This is a genomic window from Streptomyces sp. M-16 (assembly GCF_052114405.1).
In the GTDB taxonomy this organism is placed as follows: domain Bacteria; phylum Actinomycetota; class Actinomycetes; order Streptomycetales; family Streptomycetaceae; genus Streptomyces.
The window spans coordinates 1-23,856 of record NZ_JBFRER010000163.1 but is presented as its reverse complement, the minus strand read 5'-3'; the positions used below and the strand labels follow the sequence as shown (position 1 = coordinate 23,856).

19 protein-coding genes and 2 pseudogenes are annotated in these 23,856 nt (G+C 72.8%); 9 read left to right on the top strand and 12 right to left on the bottom strand.

Translation table 11 applies throughout. The features are described 5' to 3' along the window. The 4 genes and pseudogenes from AB4039_RS38930 to ssd all read right to left on the bottom strand — a co-directional run. Positions 1 to 218: pseudogene (locus AB4039_RS38930) on the bottom strand (type II secretion system F family protein); the annotation flags it as partial. After that, positions 218 to 1,096 carry a type II secretion system F family protein gene (locus AB4039_RS38925; RefSeq protein WP_442272981.1) on the bottom strand — a complete coding sequence of 293 codons (879 nt, stop codon included), beginning with the start codon at positions 1,094 to 1,096 and terminating at the stop codon, positions 218 to 220. The pseudogene AB4039_RS38930 and the gene AB4039_RS38925, both read right to left, overlap by 1 nt. Beyond that, a complete protein-coding gene (locus tag AB4039_RS38920) occupies positions 1,093 to 2,241 on the bottom strand; it encodes a TadA family conjugal transfer-associated ATPase (protein WP_266839967.1) in 1,149 nt (382 codons plus the stop codon). The genes AB4039_RS38925 and AB4039_RS38920 overlap by 4 nt, the downstream gene beginning before the upstream one ends. Next, the gene (gene ssd / locus AB4039_RS38915) at positions 2,238 to 3,374 is read right to left on the bottom strand and encodes a septum site-determining protein Ssd (RefSeq protein WP_266841734.1); all 1,137 of its coding nucleotides are present in this window, start codon (positions 3,372 to 3,374) and stop codon (positions 2,238 to 2,240) included. The genes AB4039_RS38920 and ssd overlap by 4 nt, the downstream gene beginning before the upstream one ends. Before the next feature lie 531 nt (positions 3,375 to 3,905). Here ssd and AB4039_RS38910 point away from each other — a divergent pair. Next, the gene (locus AB4039_RS38910; protein ID WP_266839969.1) at positions 3,906 to 4,769 is read left to right on the top strand and encodes an HAD-IB family hydrolase; all 864 of its coding nucleotides are present in this window, start codon (positions 3,906 to 3,908) and stop codon (positions 4,767 to 4,769) included. Positions 4,770 to 5,218: 449 nt separating this feature from the next. On the opposite strand, the gene AB4039_RS38905 is transcribed toward AB4039_RS38910, so the two are convergent. Further along, entirely contained in the window at positions 5,219 to 6,040 is an 822-nt protein-coding gene (locus AB4039_RS38905; protein ID WP_266839971.1) for an oxidoreductase, read from the bottom strand. A 109-nt stretch (positions 6,041 to 6,149) separates the two neighbouring features. On the opposite strand from AB4039_RS38905, the gene AB4039_RS38900 reads away from it, so the two are divergent. Continuing rightward, entirely contained in the window at positions 6,150 to 7,148 is a 999-nt protein-coding gene (locus AB4039_RS38900) for a nucleotide-binding protein (RefSeq protein WP_442272980.1), read from the top strand. On the opposite strand, the gene AB4039_RS38895 is transcribed toward AB4039_RS38900, so the two are convergent. Next, on the bottom strand, positions 7,117 to 8,424 hold the full coding sequence (locus AB4039_RS38895; protein ID WP_442272979.1) for a hypothetical protein: 1,308 nt from the start codon (positions 8,422 to 8,424) through the stop codon (positions 7,117 to 7,119). The genes AB4039_RS38900 and AB4039_RS38895 overlap by 32 nt on opposite strands. A gap of 235 nt (positions 8,425 to 8,659) precedes the next feature. Here AB4039_RS38895 and AB4039_RS38890 point away from each other — a divergent pair, with 235 nt between their 5' ends. The 5 genes and pseudogenes from AB4039_RS38890 (at position 8,660) to AB4039_RS38870 (ending at position 16,296) form a co-directional block, all read left to right on the top strand. Beyond that, complete coding sequence (locus AB4039_RS38890) at positions 8,660 to 11,167, top strand: SulP family inorganic anion transporter (RefSeq protein WP_442272978.1); 2,508 nt, start codon at positions 8,660 to 8,662, stop codon at positions 11,165 to 11,167. Positions 11,168 to 11,368: 201 nt separating this feature from the next. Next, a pseudogene (acs, locus tag AB4039_RS38885) lies at positions 11,369 to 13,198 on the top strand (acetate--CoA ligase); the annotation flags it as partial. Between the two features lie 165 nt (positions 13,199 to 13,363). Then, positions 13,364 to 14,815, top strand: a complete 1,452-nt coding sequence (nhaA, locus tag AB4039_RS38880; RefSeq protein ID WP_442272977.1) for a Na+/H+ antiporter NhaA — start codon at positions 13,364 to 13,366, stop codon at positions 14,813 to 14,815. Between the two features lie 54 nt (positions 14,816 to 14,869). Then, on the top strand, positions 14,870 to 15,328 hold the full coding sequence (locus AB4039_RS38875; protein ID WP_266839980.1) for a phage holin family protein: 459 nt from the start codon (positions 14,870 to 14,872) through the stop codon (positions 15,326 to 15,328). Then, positions 15,325 to 16,296: an alpha/beta fold hydrolase gene (locus tag AB4039_RS38870; RefSeq protein ID WP_266839981.1), complete on the top strand. Its 972-nt coding sequence runs from the start codon at positions 15,325 to 15,327 to the stop codon at positions 16,294 to 16,296. Before AB4039_RS38875 ends, AB4039_RS38870 begins: the two co-directional genes overlap by 4 nt. 373 nt (positions 16,297 to 16,669) lie before the next feature. Here the strand turns inward: AB4039_RS38870 and AB4039_RS38865 are convergent, their stop codons facing one another. From AB4039_RS38865 to nth, 3 genes are all read right to left on the bottom strand, one after another. After that, entirely contained in the window at positions 16,670 to 17,872 is a 1,203-nt protein-coding gene (locus tag AB4039_RS38865; RefSeq protein ID WP_442272982.1) for a MarP family serine protease, read from the bottom strand. Between the two features lie 13 nt (positions 17,873 to 17,885). Further along, complete coding sequence (locus AB4039_RS38860) at positions 17,886 to 18,602, bottom strand: NUDIX hydrolase (RefSeq protein WP_266839982.1); 717 nt, start codon at positions 18,600 to 18,602, stop codon at positions 17,886 to 17,888. A gap of 154 nt (positions 18,603 to 18,756) precedes the next feature. Beyond that, the gene (gene nth / locus AB4039_RS38855) at positions 18,757 to 19,593 is read right to left on the bottom strand and encodes an endonuclease III (RefSeq protein ID WP_442272976.1); all 837 of its coding nucleotides are present in this window, start codon (positions 19,591 to 19,593) and stop codon (positions 18,757 to 18,759) included. Positions 19,594 to 19,973: 380 nt separating this feature from the next. Between nth and AB4039_RS38850 the strand changes: the two genes are divergently transcribed. Further along, complete coding sequence (locus tag AB4039_RS38850; protein ID WP_003981529.1) at positions 19,974 to 20,648, top strand: Crp/Fnr family transcriptional regulator; 675 nt, start codon at positions 19,974 to 19,976, stop codon at positions 20,646 to 20,648. A 140-nt stretch (positions 20,649 to 20,788) separates the two neighbouring features. Continuing rightward, positions 20,789 to 21,592 carry a nucleotidyltransferase domain-containing protein gene (locus AB4039_RS38845; RefSeq protein WP_266839984.1) on the top strand — a complete coding sequence of 268 codons (804 nt, stop codon included), beginning with the start codon at positions 20,789 to 20,791 and terminating at the stop codon, positions 21,590 to 21,592. 16 nt (positions 21,593 to 21,608) lie between these two features. Here the strand turns inward: AB4039_RS38845 and AB4039_RS38840 are convergent, their stop codons facing one another. Genes AB4039_RS38840 through AB4039_RS38830 form a run of 3 tightly spaced genes read right to left on the bottom strand, consistent with a single transcriptional unit; the run spans position 21,609 to position 23,649 of the window. Further along, complete coding sequence (locus AB4039_RS38840; protein WP_266839986.1) at positions 21,609 to 21,908, bottom strand: hypothetical protein; 300 nt, start codon at positions 21,906 to 21,908, stop codon at positions 21,609 to 21,611. Next, positions 21,905 to 22,750 carry an MBL fold metallo-hydrolase gene (locus AB4039_RS38835; protein WP_442272975.1) on the bottom strand — a complete coding sequence of 282 codons (846 nt, stop codon included), beginning with the start codon at positions 22,748 to 22,750 and terminating at the stop codon, positions 21,905 to 21,907. The genes AB4039_RS38840 and AB4039_RS38835 overlap by 4 nt, the downstream gene beginning before the upstream one ends. Continuing rightward, the gene (locus AB4039_RS38830; RefSeq protein ID WP_266839990.1) at positions 22,747 to 23,649 is read right to left on the bottom strand and encodes an NUDIX hydrolase; all 903 of its coding nucleotides are present in this window, start codon (positions 23,647 to 23,649) and stop codon (positions 22,747 to 22,749) included. The genes AB4039_RS38835 and AB4039_RS38830 overlap by 4 nt, the downstream gene beginning before the upstream one ends. Positions 23,650 to 23,856: the final 207 nt, after the last annotated feature.

Below are 23,856 nucleotides of genomic sequence, written 5' to 3'. Positions count from 1 at the left end.
GGCAGCGCCCGGGCCGGTCCGGCCCGTACCGCCCGCGACGCCCGCCCGCGGGACCCGCGCCCCGGCCCGGAGCCCGCCGCCCTCGCGGGGAACAGCTCCGCGAGTCTGCGACGGGCCGCCCGCCTCCGCAGCCACCCCGCCCACCCCGACACCAGACACCAGACCGGCACCGCCAGGCACAGCGCCGTCCCCAGCCTGTGGACCACGGACCCGCCCATCACCGCTCCCCCGTCCGTACGATCCGCCGGCACCACAGCAGTCCCAGCGCTTCCAGCACACCGCCCACCAGCAGGCAGCCCCACCCGACCGGCGAGTGCAGCAGCACCCGCAGCGGATCCGCCCCGAGCCCGGTGCCGATCAGCAGCCCCACCAGCGGCAGCAGCGCGAGCACCACCGTCGTCGACCTGGCTCCCGCCAACTGGGCCCGCAGCGACTCCTCCCGGTCGCGCTCGGCACGCAACGCCCCCTCCAGCCGGTCCAGTCCGGCCGCCAGGCCCGCTCCGCCGTCCACGGAGACCCGCCAGCACGCCGCCATCGCGGCCAACCCCGCGGCGCCCGGCTCCCGGGCCGCCTCGTGCAGGGCCCCGGCGACGTCCCCGCCGAAAGCCGCCGCGGCCAGCACCCCCGCCTCGGCCGGGCCCGGACCTCCGGGACCGGCCGACGTACGGCGCATCGCCACCGTCAGCGCCCGGCCCGGCTGGGATCCCGCCCGCAGTTCCCCCACCACGGCCCCGCAGAGCGCCACCACCTCCGCGGCCCGGGCCCCGCGCGCCCGTTCGCGCTCCCGGGCCCGCAGCCTGCGCCGCACCAACGGCACCGCGAGCGCCCCCGAAACCAGGGGGATCACCGACCCGCCGAGCACCGCGACCACCAGCCCGGCCACGAGCGGGACCCACTCCCGCCACCTCCCGGCCCGCACCCGCAGCCCGGCCACCAGGTGCCACCCCCACACCGGCCCGGCCGGCACCGGGGGGCCTCCCCCGGCCAGCACCAGCCGGGCCCGCCGGGGCAGCCGGTCGCCCCCGGCCAGCACCCGGACGGCGGCGCCCGCACACAGCACCCCGGCGAAGACGGGCACCGACACCCCGGGGCTCACCGGGAACCTCCCAGCAGCGGCCCGAGCCGTGCCCAGCCCGGCTCCCGTACGAACCCGCGGGTCCCCCAGCGCAGCGCGGGCACGGTCACCACCAGCCCGGCCGGATCCCGCTCCAGCACGTGCACCTCGGCGACCCGGCGCCGCCCGGCCCGGTCACGGACCAGGTGGACCACCAGGGTCAGCGCGGCAGCCAACTGGCTGTGCAGGGAAGCCCGGTCCAGCCCGGCGGCCGTGCCCAGCGCCTCCAGCCGGGCGGGCACGTGCGCCGCGGCGTTGGCGTGCACCGTGCCGCACCCGCCTTCGTGCCCGGTGTTCAGGGCGGCGAGCAGGTCGGCCACCTCGGCGCCCCGCACCTCGCCGACCACCAGCCGGTCGGGCCGCATCCGCAAGGCCTGGCGGACCAGGTCCGCCAGGGTGACCAGCCCGGCCCCCTCCTGGTTGGCCGGCCTGGTCTCCAGCCGCACCACGTGCGGATGGTCGGGGCGCAGTTCGGCGGAGTCCTCCGCCAGGACGATCCGCTCGCCCGGCCCGACCAGCCCCAGCAGGGCGCTGAGCAGGGTGGTCTTGCCCGTACCGGTCCCGCCGGAGACGAGGAACGACAGCCGGGCCTCGACCATGGCCCGGAGGAGGCGCTGGCCGCCCGGCGGCAGGGTTCCCGCGGCCACGAGCTCGTCCAGGGTGAACGCCTTGGGCCGCACCACGCGCAGCGAGAGGCAGGCCGACCCGACCGCCACCGGGGGAAGCACGGCGTGCAGCCGGGTGCCGTCCGGCAACCGGGCGTCCACCCAGGGCCGGGCGTCGTCCAGCCGCCGTCCGGCGACGGCGGCCAGCCGCTGGGCCAGCCTGCGCACGGCCTCGGCGTCGGCGAACCTCACCTCCGTCAACTCCAGCCCCCCGCCCCGGTCCACCCACACGCGGTCGGGGGCGGCCACCAGCACATCGGTGACCTCGGGGTCGGCGAGCAGCCGCTCCAGCGGGCCCGCACCGACCAGCTCGGACCGCAACTCCTCGGCCACTCCGAGCACTTCCGCGTCCCCGAGCAGCCGGCCCTGTGCCCGCAGGGCCGCCACGACCCTGGCCGGGGTGGGCTCCGCCCCGGTCTCGGCGAGGTGCTGGCGCACCGCGTCCAGCAGCGGCGCGCTCATGCCGGCACTCCTTGCGCGGAGCCCAGGGCCCGCTGCCAGAAGCCGTCGCAGAACCGGGCCAGCGCGCCCCGCGCCCCCGGCGGTTCCCCTTCCTCCACCCGGCCGGGAAGCCCCACCTCCACGGGCACCTCCCCGGCCAGCGGCGCCCCCAGCAGCGCCGCCACCGCTTCGGCGTCAAGCCCCTCCCGGCAGCGGCCCCGTACGACCACGCGGACGTCCCGGGCCACCATCCGCACCCCGGCGGCCACCCGGCCCGCCGCGGCCACCGACCGCAGCTCGCCGGGCACCACGAGCAGCACCAGGTCGAGCTGGGCCAGCACCTCCGCCACGGCCTCGTCCACCCGCCGGGGCAGGTCGACCACGACCACGCCGCCCCTCCTGCGCGCGGCGGCCACGACCGACCGCATCGCGGCGGGCGGCACGACCACCCGTTCGCCGCGGTCCCAGCTCAGCACCCGCAGCGCGTGCAGTTCGGGCAGGGACTCCTCCAGGGCCCCTGCCCCGACCCTGCCGCGCGAGGCGGCGAAGTCGGGCCAGCGCAGCCCTTCGGCGCTCTCGCCACCGAGCAGGACGTCCATGCCCCCACCGAGCGGGTCGCCGTCGATGAGGATGGTGCGCTCCCCGGCCCGGCCCGCACCGAGCGCGAGGGCGCAGGCGAGGGTGGAGGCGCCGGCGCCGCCGCTGCCGCCGATCACGCCGACGGCCAGGGCGGGGCGTCCCGCGCCTTCCACCGCGTCGGCGATGCGGTCGACGAGCAGGCTCTCGGCGTCGGGCAGCCGCAGTACCTCCTCGGCGCCGATCTCCACCGCCCGCTGCCAGACCAGGGGGTCGTCGAGGTCCCGGCCGACGAGGAACACCCCGCCACGGCGCGGCGCTCCGCCCACCCGGCGCGCGGCGTCGTCTCCGACGAGGACGAGCGGGGCCGATTCCCATCCCACGCCGCCGCGCGGCCCGCCGCCCGCGAAGGCACTCCCGTCGTCCCCGCTCCCACGCGCACCACCGGCTCCGCTTTGCTCGGGCACCGCATGGTGCACGTGCGGTTCGGCGCCCGCGGCGGCGCACAGCCGCAGCAGGTCGTCGAGCAGCAGCGGGTCCTCGGTGATGATCAGTGGCCGCCCGCCACCGGGCAGCATCCCGGGCGCACCTGCGGCCCGCCCGCCCCCGCCGGTCACCACGGGCTCCGGCCCTTCACACGACTTCGATCCAGCCACGATCTCCGCCCCCTTCTCGCCGCAAATCCACGAGCCGCGGACTTCGCGGCTGGAATCACGGTGCAGCGATCCGGAAAAAGGAGTGGATCTTGCTCCAAAACTGTGGACGAGAAGGCCCTTGTGAATAACTTCGCCACCCCATCAGGTGAGTTCCGGAGCGCGCCGGAACCACTACGCAGCGTGACGAGTTCGAGGGGGTGAGGGCCTGAGCCATGCGGGCCCGCCGACGAGGGAGGGCCGAGCGGATGACCACTGAAGGCCGAAGGCATGGGACGCGAACCGCGTCCGGACATGCGACGACCCCCGCCGGGGGGGAGAGCGGGGGTCGTCCCCACGGTCCGACTCGGGGGGGGAGGAGCCAGACCGGGTTAGCACGGTCGCGAACGATCCGTGACTTCCATGGTGTACCCGAGAGCCTTCTCAGGCAAACCCACGCGCCACACCTTACGCCGAATGGTGGGCGCATATGCTCGGGTCGTGGAAAATCAGCCCTTGCCGCACTCCTCGCCTCGGACCGCCGCCTTCTTCGACCTGGACAAGACGGTCATTGCGAAGTCCAGCACTCTGACGTTCAGCAAGTCCTTCTACCAGGGCGGCCTGATCAACCGGCGGGCCGTGCTGCGCACCGCGTACACGCAGTTCATCTTTCTGGCCGGCGGAGCCGACCACGACCAGATGGAGCGGATGCGCGAGTACCTCTCCGCCCTCTGCAAGGGGTGGAACGTGCAGCAGGTCCGGGAGATCGTCGCCGAAGCCCTCCACGACCTGATCGACCCGATCATCTACGACGAGGCCGCGTCCCTCATCGAGGCCCACCACACCGCGGGCCGTGACGTGGTGATCGTGTCGACGTCCGGCGCCGAAGTCGTCGAGCCGATCGGCGAGATGCTCGGGGCGGACCGGGTCGTGGCCACCCGCATGGTGGTCGGCGACGACGGCTGCTTCACCGGCGAGATCGCGTACTACGCCTACGGGCCCACGAAGGCGGAAGCCGTCCGCGAGCTCGCCGAGTCCGAGGGCTACGACCTGGCCCGGTGCTACGCGTACAGCGACTCCTTCACCGACGTGCCGATGCTCGAAGCCGTCGGGCACCCGCACGCGGTCAACCCGGACCGGGCATTGCGGCGGGAGGCCGTGGCGCGCGAGTGGCCGGTTCTGGTGTTCAGCAGGCCGGTACGGCTCAAGCAGCGGCTGCCCGCACTCTCGATGCCCGCACGCCCGGCCCTCGTCGCCGCCGCGGCGGTGGGCGCGGCCGCGGCCACCGCCGGTCTCGTCTGGTACGCCAGCCGCCGTCGGGCCGCCGCCGCCACCGCCTGATCCCCGCCGTCACCCCACCGCCAGGCGTCCTGACCTGGGACGTTTTGGGCTGTCCGAATCACCCCGCTTCATCCCGGAAAGTAAAGAACTCCAGCCAGGGGTTTCGCTCGGCTCGGAAGCGGAGTACAAAGGAGTCAACGGCCCGCGAGACCAAAGAACATCCGAGAGGATCATCTTTAAAACGCAGTAAGGCCCACGGACCGAAGCATGAACGCCGAGCACCCACGCGACGTCGACCCGTCGATTACGGGCCAGCCGCACCAGGTAACCGGGCAAAGCTCCCGACCTGATGGGCACATATCGAGGACGCTTGGTAACTGGGCGCGAATGCCAGCGGCGACACCAAAGCAGTACGGTGTCGCCGCAACCCTGTTCCCGGCCCCTACGCGCTCCCGGCGCCGTCTCCCGGCGCCCCTGGGGCCCGGGCCCCAGGCCCCCGGCCCCGCCGCCTACGCCGCGCCGCGCTGGAGGGCTTCGCAGACCGCCGTCGACTCCCGCACCCCGAGTTCGATCGCGCGGCCGCAGTGCGCGATCCAGGCGGCCATCCCCTCCGGGGTCCCGGAGACGTAGCCCTCGAAAGCCTCCAGGTAGGCCTTCACGCCCTGCTCGGCGTGACCGACCTCCGCCGGGCAGATCGCCTTCGGGTCGAGGCCACTGTTGATCAGCACGATCCGCTCGGCCGCGCGAGCGACCAGGCCGTTGTACGAGCCGAACGGCCTCAGCGCCAGGAGCTCGCCGTGCACCACCGCGCCCGTGATCAGGGCGGGGGCCGAGCCGCCCGCGATGATCAGCCGGGAGAGGCCGTCCAGCCGCCCCGCCACCTCGTCGGCGCCGGGCAGCGGAAGGTCCACCAGGGGCTCGTCCACCGGCTCCCCGGCCAGCCGCGGCCTGCCCACGACGTCCCCGGCCGCGGTCGACCCGGACGCCACCAGGTGCAGCCGCGCGAGAACCCGTAGCGGCGACTGGCGCCAGATGCTCAGCAGCTGGCCCGCCTCGGCCGTCAGGCGCAGCGCGGCGCCCACCGCCAGCGCCTGCGCGTCGGCGCCGAAGTCGGTGCGGCGGCGGACCTCCTCCAGCGCCCAGTCGGCACCGGACAGCGCCGCGCTGCCCCGAGCGCCGCGCAGCGCGGCCTCCGAGGTGATCTCCCCGCTGCGCCGGCGCATGACGCGGTGCCCGTAGACCCGGTCCACGGCCTTGCGTACGGAATCCACGGACTCTGCGACTCCCGGGAGCGAACCCAGGGCCGCCAGCGGGTCAGAAGCGCTACTCATAAGTAGGGAGCCTACGCACTGCGCGGCCGTAGCACCGACCCCTCCTTGGAGTGGTCTTCTTCACTCACCTTGACCACACCGCGCTACCGTGCCACTACGCTTGGTGAACATGAAGATCGCTTTCGTGGGAAAGGGCGGCAGCGGCAAGACGACCCTGTCCTCCCTCTTCATCCGCCACCTCGCAGCCAATGAAGCCCCCGTCGTCGCGGTGGACGCCGACATCAACCAGCACCTCGGCGCGGCCCTCGGGCTCCCCGAGGACGAGGCGGCCGCACTGCCCGCCCTGGGCGCGCACCTGCCCCTCATCAAGGAGTACCTGCGCGGTTCCAACCCGCGCATCGCATCCACCGACAGCATGATCAAGACCACCCCGCCCGGCGCCGGCTCGCGACTGCTGCGGGTCACCGAGGACAACCCGGTCTACGAGGCCTGCGCGCGCACGGTGCTGCTCGACGGGGAGCCCGTACGGCTGATGGCCACCGGGCCGTTCACCGAGGCCGACCTCGGCGTGGCCTGCTACCACTCGAAGGTCGGCGCGGTGGAGCTCTGCCTCAACCACCTGGTCGACGGCCCGGACGAGTACGTCGTCGTCGACATGACGGCCGGCTCGGACTCCTTCGCCTCGGGCATGTTCACCCGCTTCGACATGACCTTCCTCGTGGCCGAACCGACCCGCAAGGGCGTCTCCGTCTACCGGCAGTACAAGGAGTACGCGCGGGACTTCGGCATCGCGCTCAAGGTGGTCGGCAACAAGGTGCAGGGCCCGGAGGACATCGAGTTCCTCCAGGACGAGGTGGGAGCGGACCTGCTGGTCACCTTCGGGCACTCCGACTGGGTGCGGGCGATGGAGAAGGGCCGCCCCGCGCCGTTCGACCTGCTGGAGGCGACCAACCGGCTCGCGCTGCAGGCGCTCCAGGACGCGGCCGAGGACTCGTACGCCGACCGCGACTGGGACAAGTACACCGAGCAGATGGTCCACTTCCACCTGCGCAACGCGGAGAGCTGGGGGAACGCCAAGACCGGGGCCGACCTGGCGGAGCAGATCGACCCCGGCTTCGTGCTGCACGAGGCCCTGGTCAGCCCTCGTTCGACTCCTCAGCCGGCTTGACCGCGGCCGGGGCCGTCGGCGGCGCGGGCGGCGGCCCCGCAGTGAGGAACTTCGCCCAGCCGTCCTTCGGCGCCTGGCCGACGTCGAGGGTGCGCATCCACTCCAGCGTCTTCGGGTCCTGGGCGTCCAGCCAGTCCGCCAGCTCGCGGAAGGGCACGCACCGGACCTCCGGCTTGGTGCACATGGTCTGGATGGACTCCTCGACGGCACGCATGTAGGTGCCGCCGTTCCACGACTCGAAGTGGTTGCCGATGATCAGTGGCGCCCGGTTTCCCTGGTAGACCCGGTCGAAGGCCTGGCGCAGACCGTCGCGCATCTGGTCCCCCCAGTACTCGTGCTGGGAGGGGTCGCCCTGGGTGGTCGTACCGGACTGGTTGACCAGGTAGTTGTAGTCCATGCTCAGGGTGTCGAAGGCGCGCCCGGGCATGGGCACCAGCTGGAGGGGGAGGTCCCAGAGCCCGTCCGTCTTCTTCGGCCAGATCTGCTTGCCGATGCCGCTGGAGTCGTAGCGGAAGCCCATGTCCTTCGCCGCCAGCATGAAGTTCTTCTGGCCTTCGAGGCAGGGGGTGCGGGCGCCGATCAGCTCCTTGTCGTAGTCGAAGGGGAGCGCCGGCAGGTCCTTGAGCGCCGGGGTGTTCGTCTTCCAGTTCTTGACGAAGGACTTGGCCTGGTTGATCTCGCTCTTCCACTCCTCCACCGACCAGGTGCCGACACCCCCTTCGGGGCCGCAGAAGTGGCCGTTGAAGTGGGTGCCGATCTCGTTGCCCTCCAGCCAGGCCCCGCGGACCTGGGTGGCGGTGTCCTTGATGCCCTGGAGGTCGCCGAAGCCGATGTCGGAGCGGCCCGCGGAGTGCTGCGGGGCCGTGTAGAGGGAACGCTTCTCCTCCGGGAGCATGTACACGCCGCTGAGGAAGTAGGTCATCCGGGCGTTGTACTGCTTGCCCACCTCGCGGAAGTGCGAGAAGAGCTTCTGGCTGTCCTCACCCGCGCCGTCCCACGAGAACACCACGAACTGCGGGGGCTTCTCACCGGGCTTCAGCCTCTGCGGCTTCTGCACGTTCGGCTGGGAGCCGGTGTAGGCGGTCGAACCGTCGCCGATGGGGCGGTTGACACTGCCGGGGGCCTCCGGGGCGGCGGCGCCCTTCTTCGTGTTCTGGTTGCCGGGGGCGCCCGGAGCGCCGGGGCGGGCGGGCTCGGAGGCGCTGCACCCGGCGGCGCCCAGCACCAGGGCCGTGGCGACAAGGCCGCCGGCGATCTTCTTCGTGGCGGCGATCATCCGCACACCTCTCCCTCGCAGTTCCATCGCGGGACTTTCGTGACGCAACGTCCCACGCGGTCCGCTTTAAGGAAGGTATGACAAGGCAGACAAAATACTTAATCACCCCTGAGTGCTAATTCATGGCCCATTTGCCCGCATTCCCTACCAGCAGTCTTTACTCTCCATTACCATCCATTTACCGAGTGTTGAGACTCCCGCCACTTCATCACCTCCCCCGAGGAGACGGGAACCCATGACGACAGCCGCCACACCCCCCTCCACGAACCAAGGCCCCGACGGTGCCGGACCCCGCCTCAAGGGGCTCCATGCGGACCTGTCCGCGTCCGTCGCCGTCTTCCTGATCGCACTTCCCCTCTCGCTGGGCATCGCCCTGGCCACCGGAGCCCCCCTGCAGGCGGGGCTGGTGGCCGCCGCGGTGGGCGGGATCGTGGCCGGGCGGCTCGGCGGCGCCCCGCTCCAGGTGAGCGGGCCGACCGCCGGACTCACCGTGGTGACGGCCGGGTTGATCCAGCACTACGGCTGGCGCACCACCTGCGCCATCACGGTCCTGGCCGGCTGCTGCCAGCTCGGACTGGCCTTCCTGCGCACCGCGCGCTCGGCCCTGCTGGTGAGCCCGGCGATCATGCACGGAATGCTGGCCGGCATCGGCGTGACCATCGCGCTGGCCCAGCTGCACATCGTGCTCGGCGGCACCCCGCAGAGCTCGGCCGTCGCCAACGTAATCGGACTGCCCGCCCAGTTGGCCGATCTGCATCCGGCCGCGCTCGGGGTGAGCGCGCTGACCCTGTGCGTCCTGCTCCTCTGGCCCCGGATCCCCGGGCGGGTCGGCCGGGCCCTGCGCAAGGTGCCCGCCGCACTGGCGGCGGTCGCCGCGGCCACCGCCGGTGCGGCCCTGGCCGGGCTCGACCTGCCCCGGGTGGACCTGCCCTCCTGGAGCAGCCACGCGCTGCCGGAGCTGCCGCAGGGCCCGGTGCTCGGGATCATCGCCGCCGTGCTGACCATCACCCTGGTCGGCAGCGTCGAGTCCCTGATGTCCTCGGTCGCCACCGACAAGCTGATCGCCTCCGAGCGCGGTACGGGCGACCGCCCGCCCCGCGCCGACCTCGATCGCGAGCTGCGCGGACAGGGCGCCGCCAACATCGTCTCCGGGATGCTCGGCGGGCTGCCCGTCGCGGCCGTGGCCGTACGCAGCGCGGCGAACGTCAAGTCCGGTGCCGTAAGCCGTAAATCAGCCATGTTGCACGGGCTGTGGGTGGTGCTCGCGGCCGGACTCCTCGTCCCCGTGCTCGACCTGATCCCGCTCGCCGCCCTGGCGGCGCTGGTGCTGGCCGTCGGAATCCAGGTGGTCAGCATCACGCACCTGAGGACCGTCACCCGGTACCGGGAGGTCCTGGTCTACGCGGCCACCATCGTCGCCGTGGTCCTGGGCGGGGTCCTGGAAGGCGTCGCCGTCGGCATCGCCGTGGCCGTGGCCCTGGCCATGCACCGGCTGGCGCGCACGAGGATCACCCTGGAGGAGGCGGACGGCGTCCACCGGGTCCGGGCGCGCGGGCAGTTGACCTTCCTCGCCGTGCCGCGCCTGAGCCGGGTGCTGAACTCGATCCCGCACGAGGGCCACGCCGTCGTCGAGCTGGACGGCTCGTTCATCGACCACGCCGCCTACGAGATCCTCCAGGACTGGCAGGACACGCACCTGGCCCACGGGGGTTCGGTGGAACTCACCGGCCGGGGCGGGGCCGCCATCTCCCGCGGCAACCACGCCCGGCCCGCCGGGACGGCGCCCCGGGCCGGCGCCGGCGTGCGGCCGGGCCACGGCTCCCCGACCGGGTCCGGGCGGGTGCCGGCCGGCGGGAGCACCGCGATCGGCGGAGCCGGCGGCCACCGGGGTGAAGGCCGGGGAGCGCACCAGTGCTGCCGCCCGTGGACCCCCTGGCAGAACCACTGCGACCACCGCGCCCTGCCCGCCACGCACCCGGCGGTCGCCGCGCGCGTCCCGGCGGGCGAGGCGGCCGGGACGATCCCGAGCGCGGCCGAGCCCCGCGATGCCGGGACGGCCTCCCCCCGGCGCCGTGGTGCGGGTCAACTCGCCAACGGGATCGGCGCCTTCCAGCGGGACACCGCCCCGCACGTCCGCGACGAGCTGGCCCGGCTGGCGCGCGAGGGACAGCGGCCCTCGCAGCTCTTCCTCACCTGCGCGGACTCCCGCCTGGTGACCAGCATGATCACGGCAAGTGGCCCCGGCGACCTCTTCACCGTCCGCAACGTCGGCAATCTGGTCCCCCCGCCCGGAGCCGAAGCCACCGACGACTCGGTCGCGGCGGCCATCGAGTACGCCGTGGACGTGCTGAAGGTCGACAGCATCACGGTGTGCGGGCACTCCGGCTGCGGCGCCATGCAGGCCCTGCTGAACTCCCACCCGGGCGCCCCGATGACCCCCCTGCGCCGCTGGCTGCGGCACGGCCTGCCCAGCCTGGAGCGGATGGCCAGCCGGCACCACGCCTGGGCCAGGATCGCGGGCCGGCTCCCGGCGGACGCCGTGGAACAACTCTGCCTGACCAATGTGGTCCAGCAGCTGGACCACCTGCGGGCCCACGAATCGGTGGCCCGCCGGCTCGCCGACGGCTCGCTGGAACTGCACGGGATGTACTTCCACGTCGGCGAGGCCCAGGCCTACCTGCTGTCCGAGGGCGAGGACTTCTTCGACTGTCGGGTTTTCGACAGCGTGGGCCAGAACGCCTGACCGGAATTCCGTCCGAACCGATACCCTCCCGTATCCGTGCAAGCTGTTGGCCCCTTCCCGCACCCTGTAGCGGGAAGGGGCCCTTCGCGCGCCGCGCGCGGCCCGCGCGTACGCTGCGGCGCACGGGCCGCCCAGTCGTGCTATAGGTCTAAACCAATTCTCGGCTACCCCTTGTCACCTGGGCGTCTGACCTGATGAGCTATGCCCGGGGACACAACGGACACCCTGGGAAAGGGAGATGTCGTGAGCAATGACAGCCTGGCCAATCTGCTCAAGGAGGAGCGGCGGTTCGCACCGCCCGCCGATCTGGCCGCCGCCGCCAACGTGACCGAGGCGGCGTACGCGCAGGCCGACGCGGACCGGCTGGGCTTCTGGGCCGAGCAGGCCCGGCGGCTGACCTGGGAGACCGAGCCGACCGAGACGCTCGACTGGAGCAACCCGCCGTTCGCGAAGTGGTTCGCCGACGGCAAGCTGAACGTCGCGTACAACTGCGTGGACCGGCACGTCGAGGCCGGCAACGGCGACCGCGTCGCCATCCACTTCGAGGGCGAGCCCGGCGACAGCCGCTCCCTGACCTACGCCCAGCTCAAGGACGAGGTCTCGCAGGCCGCCAACGCCCTCACCGAGCTCGGTGTCCAGGCGGGCGACCGGGTCGCCGTCTACCTGCCGATGATCCCCGAGGCCGTCGTCGCGATGCTCGCGTGCGCCCGCGTCGGCGCCGCCCACTCGGTGGTCTTCGGAGGCTTCTCCGCCGACGCCGTCGCCTCCCGCATCCAGGACGCCGACGCCAAGCTGGTGATCACCGCCGACGGCGGCTACCGCCGCGGCAAGCCCAGCGCGCTCAAGCCCGCCATCGACGAGGCCGTCGCCAAGTGCCCGCAGGTCGAGCACGTCCTCGTGGTGCGCCGCACCGGCCAGGACACCGCCGTCACCGAGGGCCGCGACGTCTGGTGGCACGACGTGGTCGGCCGCCAGTCCACCGAGCACACCCCGCAGGCCTTCGACGCCGAGCACCCGCTCTTCATCCTGTACACCTCGGGGACCACGGGTAAGCCCAAGGGCATCCTGCACACCTCCGGCGGCTACCTCACCCAGGCCTCGTACACCCACCACGCCGTCTTCGACCTCAAGCCGGAGACCGACGTCTACTGGTGCACCGCCGACATCGGCTGGGTGACCGGGCACTCCTACATCGTCTACGGCCCTCTCGCCAACGGCGCCACCCAGGTGATGTACGAGGGCACGCCGGACACCCCGCACCAGGGCCGGTTCTGGGAGGTCGTGCAGAAGTACGGCGTCACCATCCTCTACACCGCGCCAACGGCGATCCGTACGTTCATGAAGTGGGGCGACGACATCCCCGCGAAGTTCGACCTGTCGAGCCTGCGCGTGCTGGGCTCGGTCGGTGAGCCGATCAACCCCGAGGCCTGGATCTGGTACCGCAAGCACATCGGCGGCGACCGCTGCCCGATCGTGGACACGTGGTGGCAGACCGAGACCGGCGCCATGATGATCGCCCCGCTGCCGGGCGTCACCGAGACCAAGCCCGGCTCAGCACAGCGCGCGCTGCCCGGCATCGGTGCCACCGTCGTGGACGACGAGGGCCGCGAGGTGGCGAACGGCGGAGGCGGCTACCTGGTCCTCACCGAGCCGTGGCCCTCGATGCTGCGCACCATCTGGGGCGACGACCAGCGCTTCGTCGACACCTACTGGTCCCGCTTCGAGGGCAAGTACTTCGCGGGCGACGGCGCCAAGAAGGACGACGACGGCGACATCTGGCTGCTCGGCCGGGTCGACGACGTGATGCTGGTGTCGGGCCACAACATCTCGACCACCGAGGTGGAGTCGGCGCTCGTCTCGCACCCGTCGGTCGCCGAGGCGGCCGTCGTGGGCGCCAAGGACGAGACCACCGGCCAGGCCATCGTGGCCTTCGTCATCCTGCGCGGCAGCGCCACCGAGACGGACACCCTGGTCGGGGAGCTGCGCAACCACGTGGGCGCCACCCTCGGCCCGATCGCCAAACCGCCCCGCACGCCCTCCTCCCGTTTAAGGTGAAGATCACCCGATACGACCGCGCGAACCCTGTAAGGTAAAGGAAGCGTCAACATTTGACGCTCAAAGAGTCTCAGGGTGCGCCGGGAAGTCTGGTCGGCAACTGCATTTGCCATGCCGTCGCCCACCCGGAGGTTCCCCACCGTGGCCACGCCCCCGCCCAGCACCCGCCGCAAGTTCCTCGGCAGGCTCTCCCTCCCCGAGCGCCGCTTCGTCGCCGACGCGCTGCGCACCGAGACCGTCGGCGGGGTCCTGCTCCTGGTGGCCGCCATCGCCGCCCTCGTGTGGGCGAACATCCCGGCGATATCCGCGAGCTACGACAGCGTCAGGTCCTTCCACATCGGTCCCGCCGCCCTGGGCCTGGACCTCTCGCTCCAGCACTGGGCGGCCGACGGCCTGCTCGCGATCTTCTTCTTCGTCGCCGGCATCGAGCTCAAGCGCGAGCTGGTCGCGGGCGACCTGAGCGACCCCAAGGCGGCCGCCCTCCCCGTGATCGCCGCCCTCTGCGGCATGGCCGTGCCCGCGGTGGTCTACGCGCTGGTCAACACCCTAGGCAACGGATCGCTCGACGGCTGGGCGGTCCCGACGGCCACCGACATCGCCTTCGCCCTCGCCGTCCTCGCGGTCATCGGCACCTCGCTGCCGTCCGCGCTGCGCGCCTTCCTGCTGACCCTGGCGGTCGTCGACGACCTCTTCGCCATCCTGATCATCGCGGTGTTCTTCACCAGCGAGATCGACTTCCTCGCCCTCGGCGGGGCCGTCGCGGGCCTGGTCCTCTTCTGGTTCCTGCTGCGCGTCGGCGTCCGCGGCTGGTACGTGTACGTCCCGCTCGCCCTGGTCATCTGGGGCCTGATGTACAACAGCGGCGTCCACGCCACCATCGCCGGCGTCGCGATGGGCCTGATGCTGCGCTGCACCCGCAGGGACGGCGAGGAACACTCCCCCGGCGAGCACATCGAGCACCTGGTCCGCCCCCTCTCGGCCGGCCTGGCCGTACCCCTCTTCGCCCTGCTCTCCGCCGGGGTCTCGCTCTCCGACGAGGCCATCGCGCAGGTCTTCACCCGCCCCGAGACCCTCGGCGTGGTGCTCGGACTCGTCGTCGGCAAGACGGTCGGCATCTTCGGCGGCACCTGGCTCGCCGCCCGCTTCACCAAGGCCGAGCTGAACGAGGACCTCGCCTGGCCCGACGTACTGGCCGTGGCCTCCCTCGCCGGCATCGGCTTCACCGTCTCCCTGCTGATCGGCGAGCTGGCCTTCGCCGCAGACCCCGTCCTGACCGACGAGATCAAGGCGGCCGTCCTGCTCGGCTCCCTGATCGCGGCGGTCATCGCGTGCGTGATGCTCAAGCTGCGCGACCGCCGTTACCGGTCGCTGACCGAGGCCGAGGAGCGCGACGAGGACGCCGACGGGATCCCGGACATCTACGAGCAGGACAACCCGGCGTACCACCTGCGGATGGCGAAGATCTACGAGGAGAAGGCCGCCGAGCACCGTCGCAGGGCCGAGGCCGCCGCCCCGGGCGGGCACGGTCCCACGGGTGGTTCCACCCGGGAAGCGGCGGGCGGGTCCAGCACCGGCGCCGACCGTCCGGCATGATCTGACTGACGACGGAGGACAGCCGCCGACAGCAGACGACAGAGGGAGTCAGAGATGAGCGCAGTGGACCAAGGGGCTCCGGGAGCCGAGCGCACGCTCGGCCAGCTGGTCGCCTCGGCCACCGCCGAGATGTCGGCCCTGGTGCACGACGAGATCGCCCTCGCCAAGGTCGAACTCAAGCAGGACGTCAAGCGCGCGGGCATCGGCAGCGGTGCCGCGATCGTGGCGGGCGTGCTGCTGCTCTTCTCCCTCCCCGTACTGAGTTTCGCCGCGGCCTACGGCATCCACAATCTCGGACTCGGCCTGGCCTGGTCCTTCCTCATCGTCGGCGTCGCGTTCTGGCTGCTCGCGGGCCTGATCGGGCTGCTGGCCATGTCGAAGTTCAAGAAGGTCAAGCCGCCGGTGAAGACGATCGAGTCCGTCAAGGAGACCGCCGCGCTCGTCGGAACCGTCAAGCCGCATCCGCGGCCGTTGAGTGACCAGGCCGTGGGTGTGGCACGCTCGTCTTCATGACAGCCCCTTCGCCGGACTCCAGCCCCGCGCCCACCGCCGCTTCGGCGGTACGGATCGACGTGCCGGGCGGGAGGAAGGTGACCCACCGGGACGTCGCCGCCAACGGCGCGCGCTTCCACGTCGCGGAGTGCGGCGACGGCCCGCTCGTCCTCCTGCTGCACGGGTTCCCGCAGTTCTGGTGGACCTGGCGGCACCAGCTGACCGCGCTCGCGGACGCCGGGTACCGCGCGGTGGCGATGGACCTGCGCGGGGTGGGCGGCAGCGACCGCACCCCGCGCGGCTACGACCCGGCGAACCTCGCCCTGGACATCACCGGAGTGGTGCGTTCCCTCGGCGAGCCGGACGCCGCGCTCGTCGGGCACGACCTGGGCGGCTACCTCGCCTGGACCGCGGCTGTGATGCGGCCCAAGCTGGTGCGCCGGCTGGTCGTCTCCTCGATGCCGCACCCTCGCCGCTGGCGCTCGGCGATGCTGGCGGACTTCGGCCAGACCCGGGCCAGCTCCCACGTCTGGGGCTTCCAGAGGCCGTTCGTCCCCGAGCGGCAGCTGGTCGCCGACGACGGGGCCCTCGTGGGAGAGCTGATCCGGGAGTGGTCCGGGCCGCGGCTGCAGGCGGACGGCGCCGACGAGGAGGCCCTCGCCGTGTACCGGCGGGCCATGTGCATCCCCTCCACGGCGCACTGCTCCATCGAGCCGTACCGCTGGATGATGCGCTCGATGGCCCGGCCGGACGGGCTCCAGTTCTACCGGCGGATGAAGCGGCCCGTACGGGTGCCGACGCTGCACCTGCACGGCTCGCTGGACCCGGTGATGCGCACCCGCAGCGCCGCCGGTTCCGGGGAGTACGTCGAAGCCCCGTACCGCTGGCGGCTCTTCGACGGACTGGGGCACTTCCCCCACGAGGAGGACCCGGTGGCCTTCTCCACCGAGCTGGTGAACTGGCTGAAGGACCCCGAGCCCGACCGCTGACGGGCCGCCAGCGGGCCATCCGCGGCACCCCCACGGGCGGCTGACGGAGCGGCAGGCGCTTCGTACGACTGTCTTACGGACATTCAATTGCCCGGCGCATAGGCCAATTGGCCGCCCCCCGGGGGGTTACGGACCCTGGGCCCCGGGCACAGCTCGTTGTATGGGCTGGACGCACGACCACGGTGACACCGCACGCGAACGCCGCTCGGCCACAGCGCCGGGCACGCACGACAGGGCCGGCCGGGACGGTCACGACCCCCGGCTGGGGATCCCACGCATCCTGCGCCGCCGCGCCCGCTGGGTCTCGGCGCGGCTGCGCCATCCACGCATGTAGGACACCACCCCGGGCCCCGGCAGGGGCCCGGAGAGGGTGTCAGAGGGCGCAGCCCTGGGTGTCGACGCGGCGGCTGGAGGTCTTGCCGAGGCGGATGTCGTCCCGGATCTCGTCCGCCGTCAGGGCGTAACCGGTGTTCGGGTCGTCGAGCGACTTGGCGAAGACGACCCCGTACACCCGACCCTCGGGCGTCAGCAGCGGGCCGCCGGAGTTGCCCTGGCGTACGGTCGCGTAGAGCGAGTAGACGTCGCGGCGGACGGTGCCCCGGTGGTAGATGTCCGGGCCGTTGGCGTTGATCCGGCCGCGGACCCGGGCCGCTCGGACGTCGTAGGCGCCGTTCTCCGGGAAGCCGGCGACGATCGCGTCACTGCTGCTCGTGGCGTCCTTCTCGGTGAACTCCAGGGCCGGGGCGCGCAGCTTGGGCACGTCCAGGACGGCGATGTCGCGCTCCCAGTCGTAGAGCACGACCTTGCCGTCGTAGAGCTTGCCCTCGCCGCCGACCTGCACGGTGGGCTCCATGACACCGCCGACCACGTGGGCGTTGGTCATCACCTTGCCCGGCGCGAAGACGAAGCCGGTGCCCTCCAGGACCTTGCTGCAACTGGGCGCCGTACCGACGACCTTCACGATGGAGAGCTTCGCCTGTTCGGCCACGCCGCTACGGGCGAGGGCCGGATCGGGCGCCTTCACCTCGGTGATCGGCTCGTTGGAGAACGGGCTGAAGACCTGGGGGAAGCCGTTGCGGGCGAGGGTGGAACTGAAGTCCGAGAACCAGGTGTTGGCCTGCGCGGGGAGCACGCGCGACACGCCGAGGAGCACCTTGGAGTTGCGGACCTCCTTGCCGAGCGTGGGCAGCGAGGTCCCGGCGAGTGCGGAACCGATCAGCCATGCCACCAGCAGCATCGCCACGACGTTCACCAGGGCCCCGCCGGTCGCGTCGAGCGCGCGGGCGGGCGACCAGGTGATGTGGCGTCGCAGGCGGYTGCCCAGATGGGTGGTCAGGGCCTGGCCGATCGAGGCGCAGATGATGATCACGACGACGGCGATCACGACGACGGTGGTGGTCACCTGGGTGCCGTTGTCGGTCACCCGGTCCCAGATCAGGGGCAGCAGGGACACGGCGACGAGACCACCGCCGAGGAAGCCGATCACCGACAGGATGCCGACGACGAACCCCTGGCGGTAGCCCACGATCGCGAACCACACGGCGGCGACCAGCAACAGGATGTCCAGCACGTTCACGAGGGTCACCGTCTCATGCGTGCCAGTCGAGTGGGACCTGACGTGAGCGGTCCCACGGGCGCTCCCAGCCCGCGAAGTGCAGGATGCGGTCGATCACCCCTGCCGTGAACCCCCAGACCAGGGCCGATTCGACGGTGAAGGCGGGCCCCTGGTGGCCTCTGGGGTGGACCACGGTCACCCGGTGAGCGGGATCCGTGAGATCCGCCACGGGCACCGTGAAGACCCGGGCCGTCTCCGCGGGGTCCACCGGGCCGACCGGGGAGGGTTCGCGCCACCAGCCGAGCACCGGGGTCACGACGAACTCGCTGACCGGGATGTAGAGCCGGGGCAGCACCCCGAAGAGCTGGACGCCGGCCGGGTCGAGACCGGTCTCCTCCTCGGCCTCGCGCAGTGCGGCGCGCAGCGGGCCGGTGGTGTGCGGATCGCCGTCCTCGGGGTCGAGGGCGCCGCCGGGGAAGGAGGGCTGGCCGGCGTGCGAGCGCAGGGTGCCGGCGCGCTCCTGGAGCAGCAGCTCCGGGCCGCGCGGACCCTCTCCGAAGAGGATCAGCACGGCGGACTGGCGGCCGCCGCCGTCCTCGGGGGGCAGGAAGCGGCTGAGCTGGCGCGGCCGGACGGTGCGGGCCGCCGCCACGACCGGGTCGAGCCAGGCGGGCAGCCCCTCGGTGCTGAGGACCAGGCCGTCGCCCTCGCGGGTGGTGGCCGTGGTCTCGTCCTGTGTACCGCGCGTCATAGGCACCCCTGTCCGTGTTCTTCCGTGAACACCCTCTCCCACACCGCTGAACGCGGTCCGGGTACCGATTCGTTCCGGCGGGGGCGTGCGGCCGTCCTGGCGCACGCCCCCGCCGGTGGGCCCGGCCCGTCCGGCCGTACGCCCCCGGTCGCGCTCAGGGCTCCGTACGGGCTCCCAGCGGGGAGGCGGGGAGGCCCGGGTAGTCCGGGGGCGGGGACAGGCGCTGGCCCGGGTAGCCGCCCTTCTCGTACTTCAGCAGCTTCTTCGCCTTCTCCGGGTCAGTCTCGCCCTCCCCGTAGGCCGGGCAGAGCGGCGCGATGGGGCAGGCGCCGCAGGCGGGGTTGCGGGCGTGGCAGATGCGGCGGCCGTGGAAGACGACGCGGTGCGAGAGCATCGTCCACTCGCTCTTGGGGAAGATCGCGCAGATCTCCGCCTCGACCTTCTCGGGATCCTCCTGCTCGGTCCACTTGAAGCGGCGGGCGAGGCGTCCGAAGTGGGTGTCGACGGTGATCCCGGGGACCCCGAAGACGTTGCCGAGGACCACGTTCGCCGTTTTGCGGCCCACGCCGGGCAGGGTGACCAGGTCTTCGAGCCGGCCGGGGACCTCGCCGCCGAAGCGGTCGCGCAGGGCCTGCGAAAGGCCGAGGAGGGACTTGGCCTTCATCCGGAAGAACCCGGTCGGCCGGATCAGCTCCTCCAGTTCCTCCGGCACGGCCTCGGCCATGTCCTCGGGGGTCGGGTAGGCGGCGAAGAGGGCGGGGGTCGTCTGGTTCACGCGGAGGTCGGTGGTCTGCGCGGACAGGACGGTGGCCACCAGGAGCTCGAAGGGATTGCGGAAATCCAGCTCCGGATGGGCGTACGGGTACACGTCGGCCAGTTCCCGGTTGATACGGCGGGCCCGCCGGACCATCGCCAGACGGGATTCGGCCTTGCCCTTCCCGGCGCTCCGGGCGGGGGCGGGCACCCGGAAGGCGGCCGGGGCCCCGTCCACGGCCCTCGACGCGCTCTTGTCCGCGGCCGCGCGCGCCGCCGCGGACGGCGGTTTCTTGGCCGAAGCTTTGCCCTGAGAGGCGGACCGGGACCCGCCGGACGCCTCTCCGGGGGCTTGTTCGCCCACGGCTGAATTTGGGGCCGCCGTCACTCCTGCGGACCCCTTGGCCTGTGCTCTCACCGGCTTATTGGACACCCGGCCAGCCTAAGGCCGGGCGCCGACACCCGCCCGGACCTCAGGTAACACCACCCCGATCGGTCGCTCACCACACAGCACGGGCGTCCGTCCTGCATCCTTGGTAGTGATTGATCGCACTGTTTGAGCCGTCCGGCAAAATGGGAGACCGGTCCCCTGAGCTGGTCGACATAGGAGAGAGACTCGTGGACGACGTTCTGCGGCGCGCCCCGCTCTTCGCGGCGCTCGATGACGAGCAGGCCGCGGAGCTCCGCGCCTCCATGGGCGAGGTGACGCTCGCACGCGGTGACGCCCTGTTCCACGAGGGCGACCCCGGCGACCGGCTCTACGTCGTGACCGAGGGCAAGGTGAAGCTCCACCGCACCTCCCCCGACGGTCGCGAGAACATGCTGGCCGTCCTCGGCCCCGGCGAGCTGATCGGCGAGCTGTCGCTCTTCGACCCGGGCCCGCGCACCGCCACCGCCACCGCGCTGACCGAGGTCAAGCTCCTCGGCCTCGGCCACGGCGACCTGCAGCCGTGGCTGAACGCCCGGCCCGAGGTCGCGACCGCGCTGCTGCGCGCCGTCGCCCGGCGCCTGCGCAAGACCAACGACCAGATGTCCGACCTGGTCTTCTCCGACGTTCCGGGCCGTGTGGCCCGGGCGCTCCTCGACCTGTCGCGCCGCTTCGGCGTGCAGTCGGAGGAGGGCATCCACGTCGTGCACGACCTGACGCAGGAGGAGCTCGCCCAGCTCGTCGGCGCCTCCCGCGAGACCGTGAACAAGGCCCTGGCCGACTTCGCGGGCCGCGGCTGGCTGCGCCTGGAGGCGCGCGCCGTGATCCTGCTGGACGTGGAGCGGCTCGCCAAGCGCTCGCGCTGACGTCACCGACGTCGGCCGCCGCGCCCCGGCGCGGTCGTGGAGGGGTCCTGTCCGGAAGCCGGGCGGGGCCCCTCCGCGCGTCCGGCGCGCCCCGGAAAACGGCTCCGCGGCGGCCCCCGCGAAGGGGCACAGTAGGGATCATGGAACACAGGGGTCTGGACGCGTACGGGTACTTCGAGCGGGAGGGGTCCCTGGGGCGGATCCAGCCCGCGTTCGCGGGCCTCGTCGCCGCCGCGCGCGGCCGGATCGCCGAGGCCTACGGGAGCCGGCTCCACAGCGCCTACCTCTACGGGTCCGTGCCGCGCGGCACCGCCCGCCCCGGCCGCTCCGACCTCGACCTGCTGATCGCCCTGCACGACGAGCCCGCCCACGACGACCGCGACATCGCGGAGGTGCTGGGCCAGGGCCTCGACCAGGACTTCCCGGAGATCGACGGGGTCGGCGTCCTGCTGTACGGCAAGGACCGGCTGCTGAGCGAGCAGGAACGTTACGACCTGGGCTGGTTCCTGGCCTGCCTGTGCACGCCGCTGCTCGGGGCCGACCTGGCCGAGCACCTGCCCCGGTACCGGCCGGACGGCGTCCTGGCCCGGGAGACCAACGGCGACCTGGCCCGCGTACTGCCCCGCTGGCGCGAACGCGTCGAGTCGGCCTCGGAACCGGCCGACTACCGCCGGCTGAGCCGGGCCTTCGCCCGGCACCTCGTGCGCACCGGGTTCACCCTGGTCATGCCCCGCTGGGGCGGCTGGACCAGCGACCTCACCGAGTCCGCGGAGGTCTTCGCCCGGTACTACCCGCAGCGGGCCGACCAGATGCGGGCGGCGGCCGTCGTGGCGCTGGCCCCGGTCGAGGACCCTGCCGTGGTGCGCCGGTACGTCGAGGACCTCGGCCCGTGGCTCGCCGACGAGTACACGGCCCGGCACGGTACGAAGGCACCGCGCCGCTAGCCCGCGGCGGAGCCCGTTACGCGCTCCGCGCCGCGGCCAGGGCGTCGACGGCCTGCTTCGCCTCCGCCAGACCGGCGCCGGTGATCTCGCGGTACCGCTTGATCGCCGAGACGTCGCGCCCGTCGCGCACCAGCGCCCGCACCTCGTCCATCCCGGCCGGCTCCGGCTCCTCGATGCCCAGGTGGTCCAGCACCAGGCCCAGGCGGCGCTCCAACCGGTCCGCCCTGTCCGCCAGGGCACGCATGCGCAGGGTCACCGTCGAGGTGATCCAGCCGGCCGCGGCGAGCAGGGCGAGCAGTACGTACAGGGTGTTCATTCAGGTCCCCCCGGGATCAGTCCGTGATCACGAAGGTACTCCAGCTGTGCTTGTACGGACCATGTGGCCGCGGGCCAGAGAGAGCGGTCCACGTCGGCGTAGACCTGCGCGACGACCGCCTCGGGGGTGACGAAGCCGTTCTCCACGGCCGTCTCGACCTGTGCGAGCCGGTGGGCGCGGTGCGCCAGGTAGTACTCGACGGCGCCCTGGGCGTCCTCCAGGACCGGCCCGTGCCCCGGGAGCACCGTGGTCACCCCGTCGTCGACGGTCAGGGAGCGCAGGCGGCGCAGGGAGTCGAGATAGTCCCCCAGGCGGCCGTCGGGGTGCGCGACCACGGTCGTACCGCGGCCCAGGATGGTGTCACCGGTGATGACGGCCCGGTCGGCGGGCAGGTGGAAGCAGAGCGAGTCGGCGGTGTGGCCGGGGGTCGCCACGACGCGCAGCTCCAGGCCACCGGTACGGATCACGTCGCCGGCGGCCAGGCCCTCGTCGCCGAGCCTCAGCGCGGGGTCGAGGGCCCGGACCTTCGTCCCGGTCAGCTCCGCGAAGCGGCCGGCTCCCTCGGCGTGGTCGGGGTGGCCGTGGGTCAGGAGGGTGAGCGCGACGCGCTTGCCGGCCTTTTCGGCGGTGGCGATGACGGCCCGCAGGTGGGCTTCGTCCAGCGGGCCGGGGTCGATGACGACGGCCAGCTCGGAGTCCGGCTCGGAGACCAGCCAGGTGTTGGTGCCGTCCAGGGTCATCGCGGAGGCGTTGGGCGCCAGGACGTTGACGGCACGGACGGTCGCCGGCCCGGAGGAGACCATTCCGCGGGGCTGGCCGGGGAGTACGGCTGCGTCGGTCATGCGGTGCCTCCCGGGCGGACGCGCTTGGTGAACTCGTCGTGCCCCGGCCAGCTGAGCACCAGCTCACCGTCCACGAGGGCGGCCTGCGCCAGTACGGGCGTCAGGTCCTGCGCGGCGGCCGCCGTCAGCGCGGCGGCGGCGCTGGCGTGGGGCTCCAGGGAACGCAGGGTGGAGATGGTGGGCGGCATCATCAGCAGCTCGCCCGCGTCGTAGCGGGCGGCCGCCTCGGACGGGCGGATCCAGACGGTCCGGTCGGCCTCGGTGGAGGCGTTGCGGGTGCGCTGGCCCTCCGGGAGGGCCGCGACGAAGAACCACGTGTCGTAGCGGCGGGGCTCGAACTCCGGGGTGATCCACCGGGCCCACGCCCCGAGCAGGTCGGAGCGCAGCAGCAGGCCGCGCCGGTCCAGGAACTCGGCGAAGGACAGCTCGCGCGCCACGAGGGCCTCGCGGTCGGCCTCCCAGTCGTCACCGGTGGTGTCGCCGACGACGGTGCCGGGCGTCTCCCCGGCGAGCAGTACGCCGGCCTCCTCGAAGGTCTCACGGACGGCCCCGCAGACGATGGCCTGGGCGGTGGCGGCGTCAGTGCCGAGGCGGTCCGCCCAGGCGTCCAGGCCGGGGCCGGCCCAGCCGATGCGGCGGTCCTCGTCACGCGGGTCGACCCCGCCGCCGGGGTAGGCGTAGGCGCCTCCGGCGAAGGCCATGGAGGCACGGCGGCGCAGCATGTGCACGGCCGGGCCGGCGGGGGTGTCGCGGAGCAGCATCACCGTGGCGGCGCGTTTGGGCGGCACCGGGGTGAGCGCGCCGTCCGCGAGCGCGCGGATGCGGTCGGGCCACTCCGGGGGGTACCACTGGCCTCCGGCGGGCTGGCTGGACGACGGACCGTGCTGACCATTCGGCATGGCCGGATGCTACGGCCATCCGGCCCGATGTTCGAGGCCCACCCGGCCGCATCGCCGCCCGGGCCCGGCACGGGGCCGCCGCGCGGACCGGGCACGGGGCCGCCGCGCGGMCCGGGCACGAGGCCGCCACACGGCCCGGGCACGAGGCCGCCACACGGCCCGGGCACGAGGCCGCCACACGGCCCGGGCACGAGGYCGCCACACGGG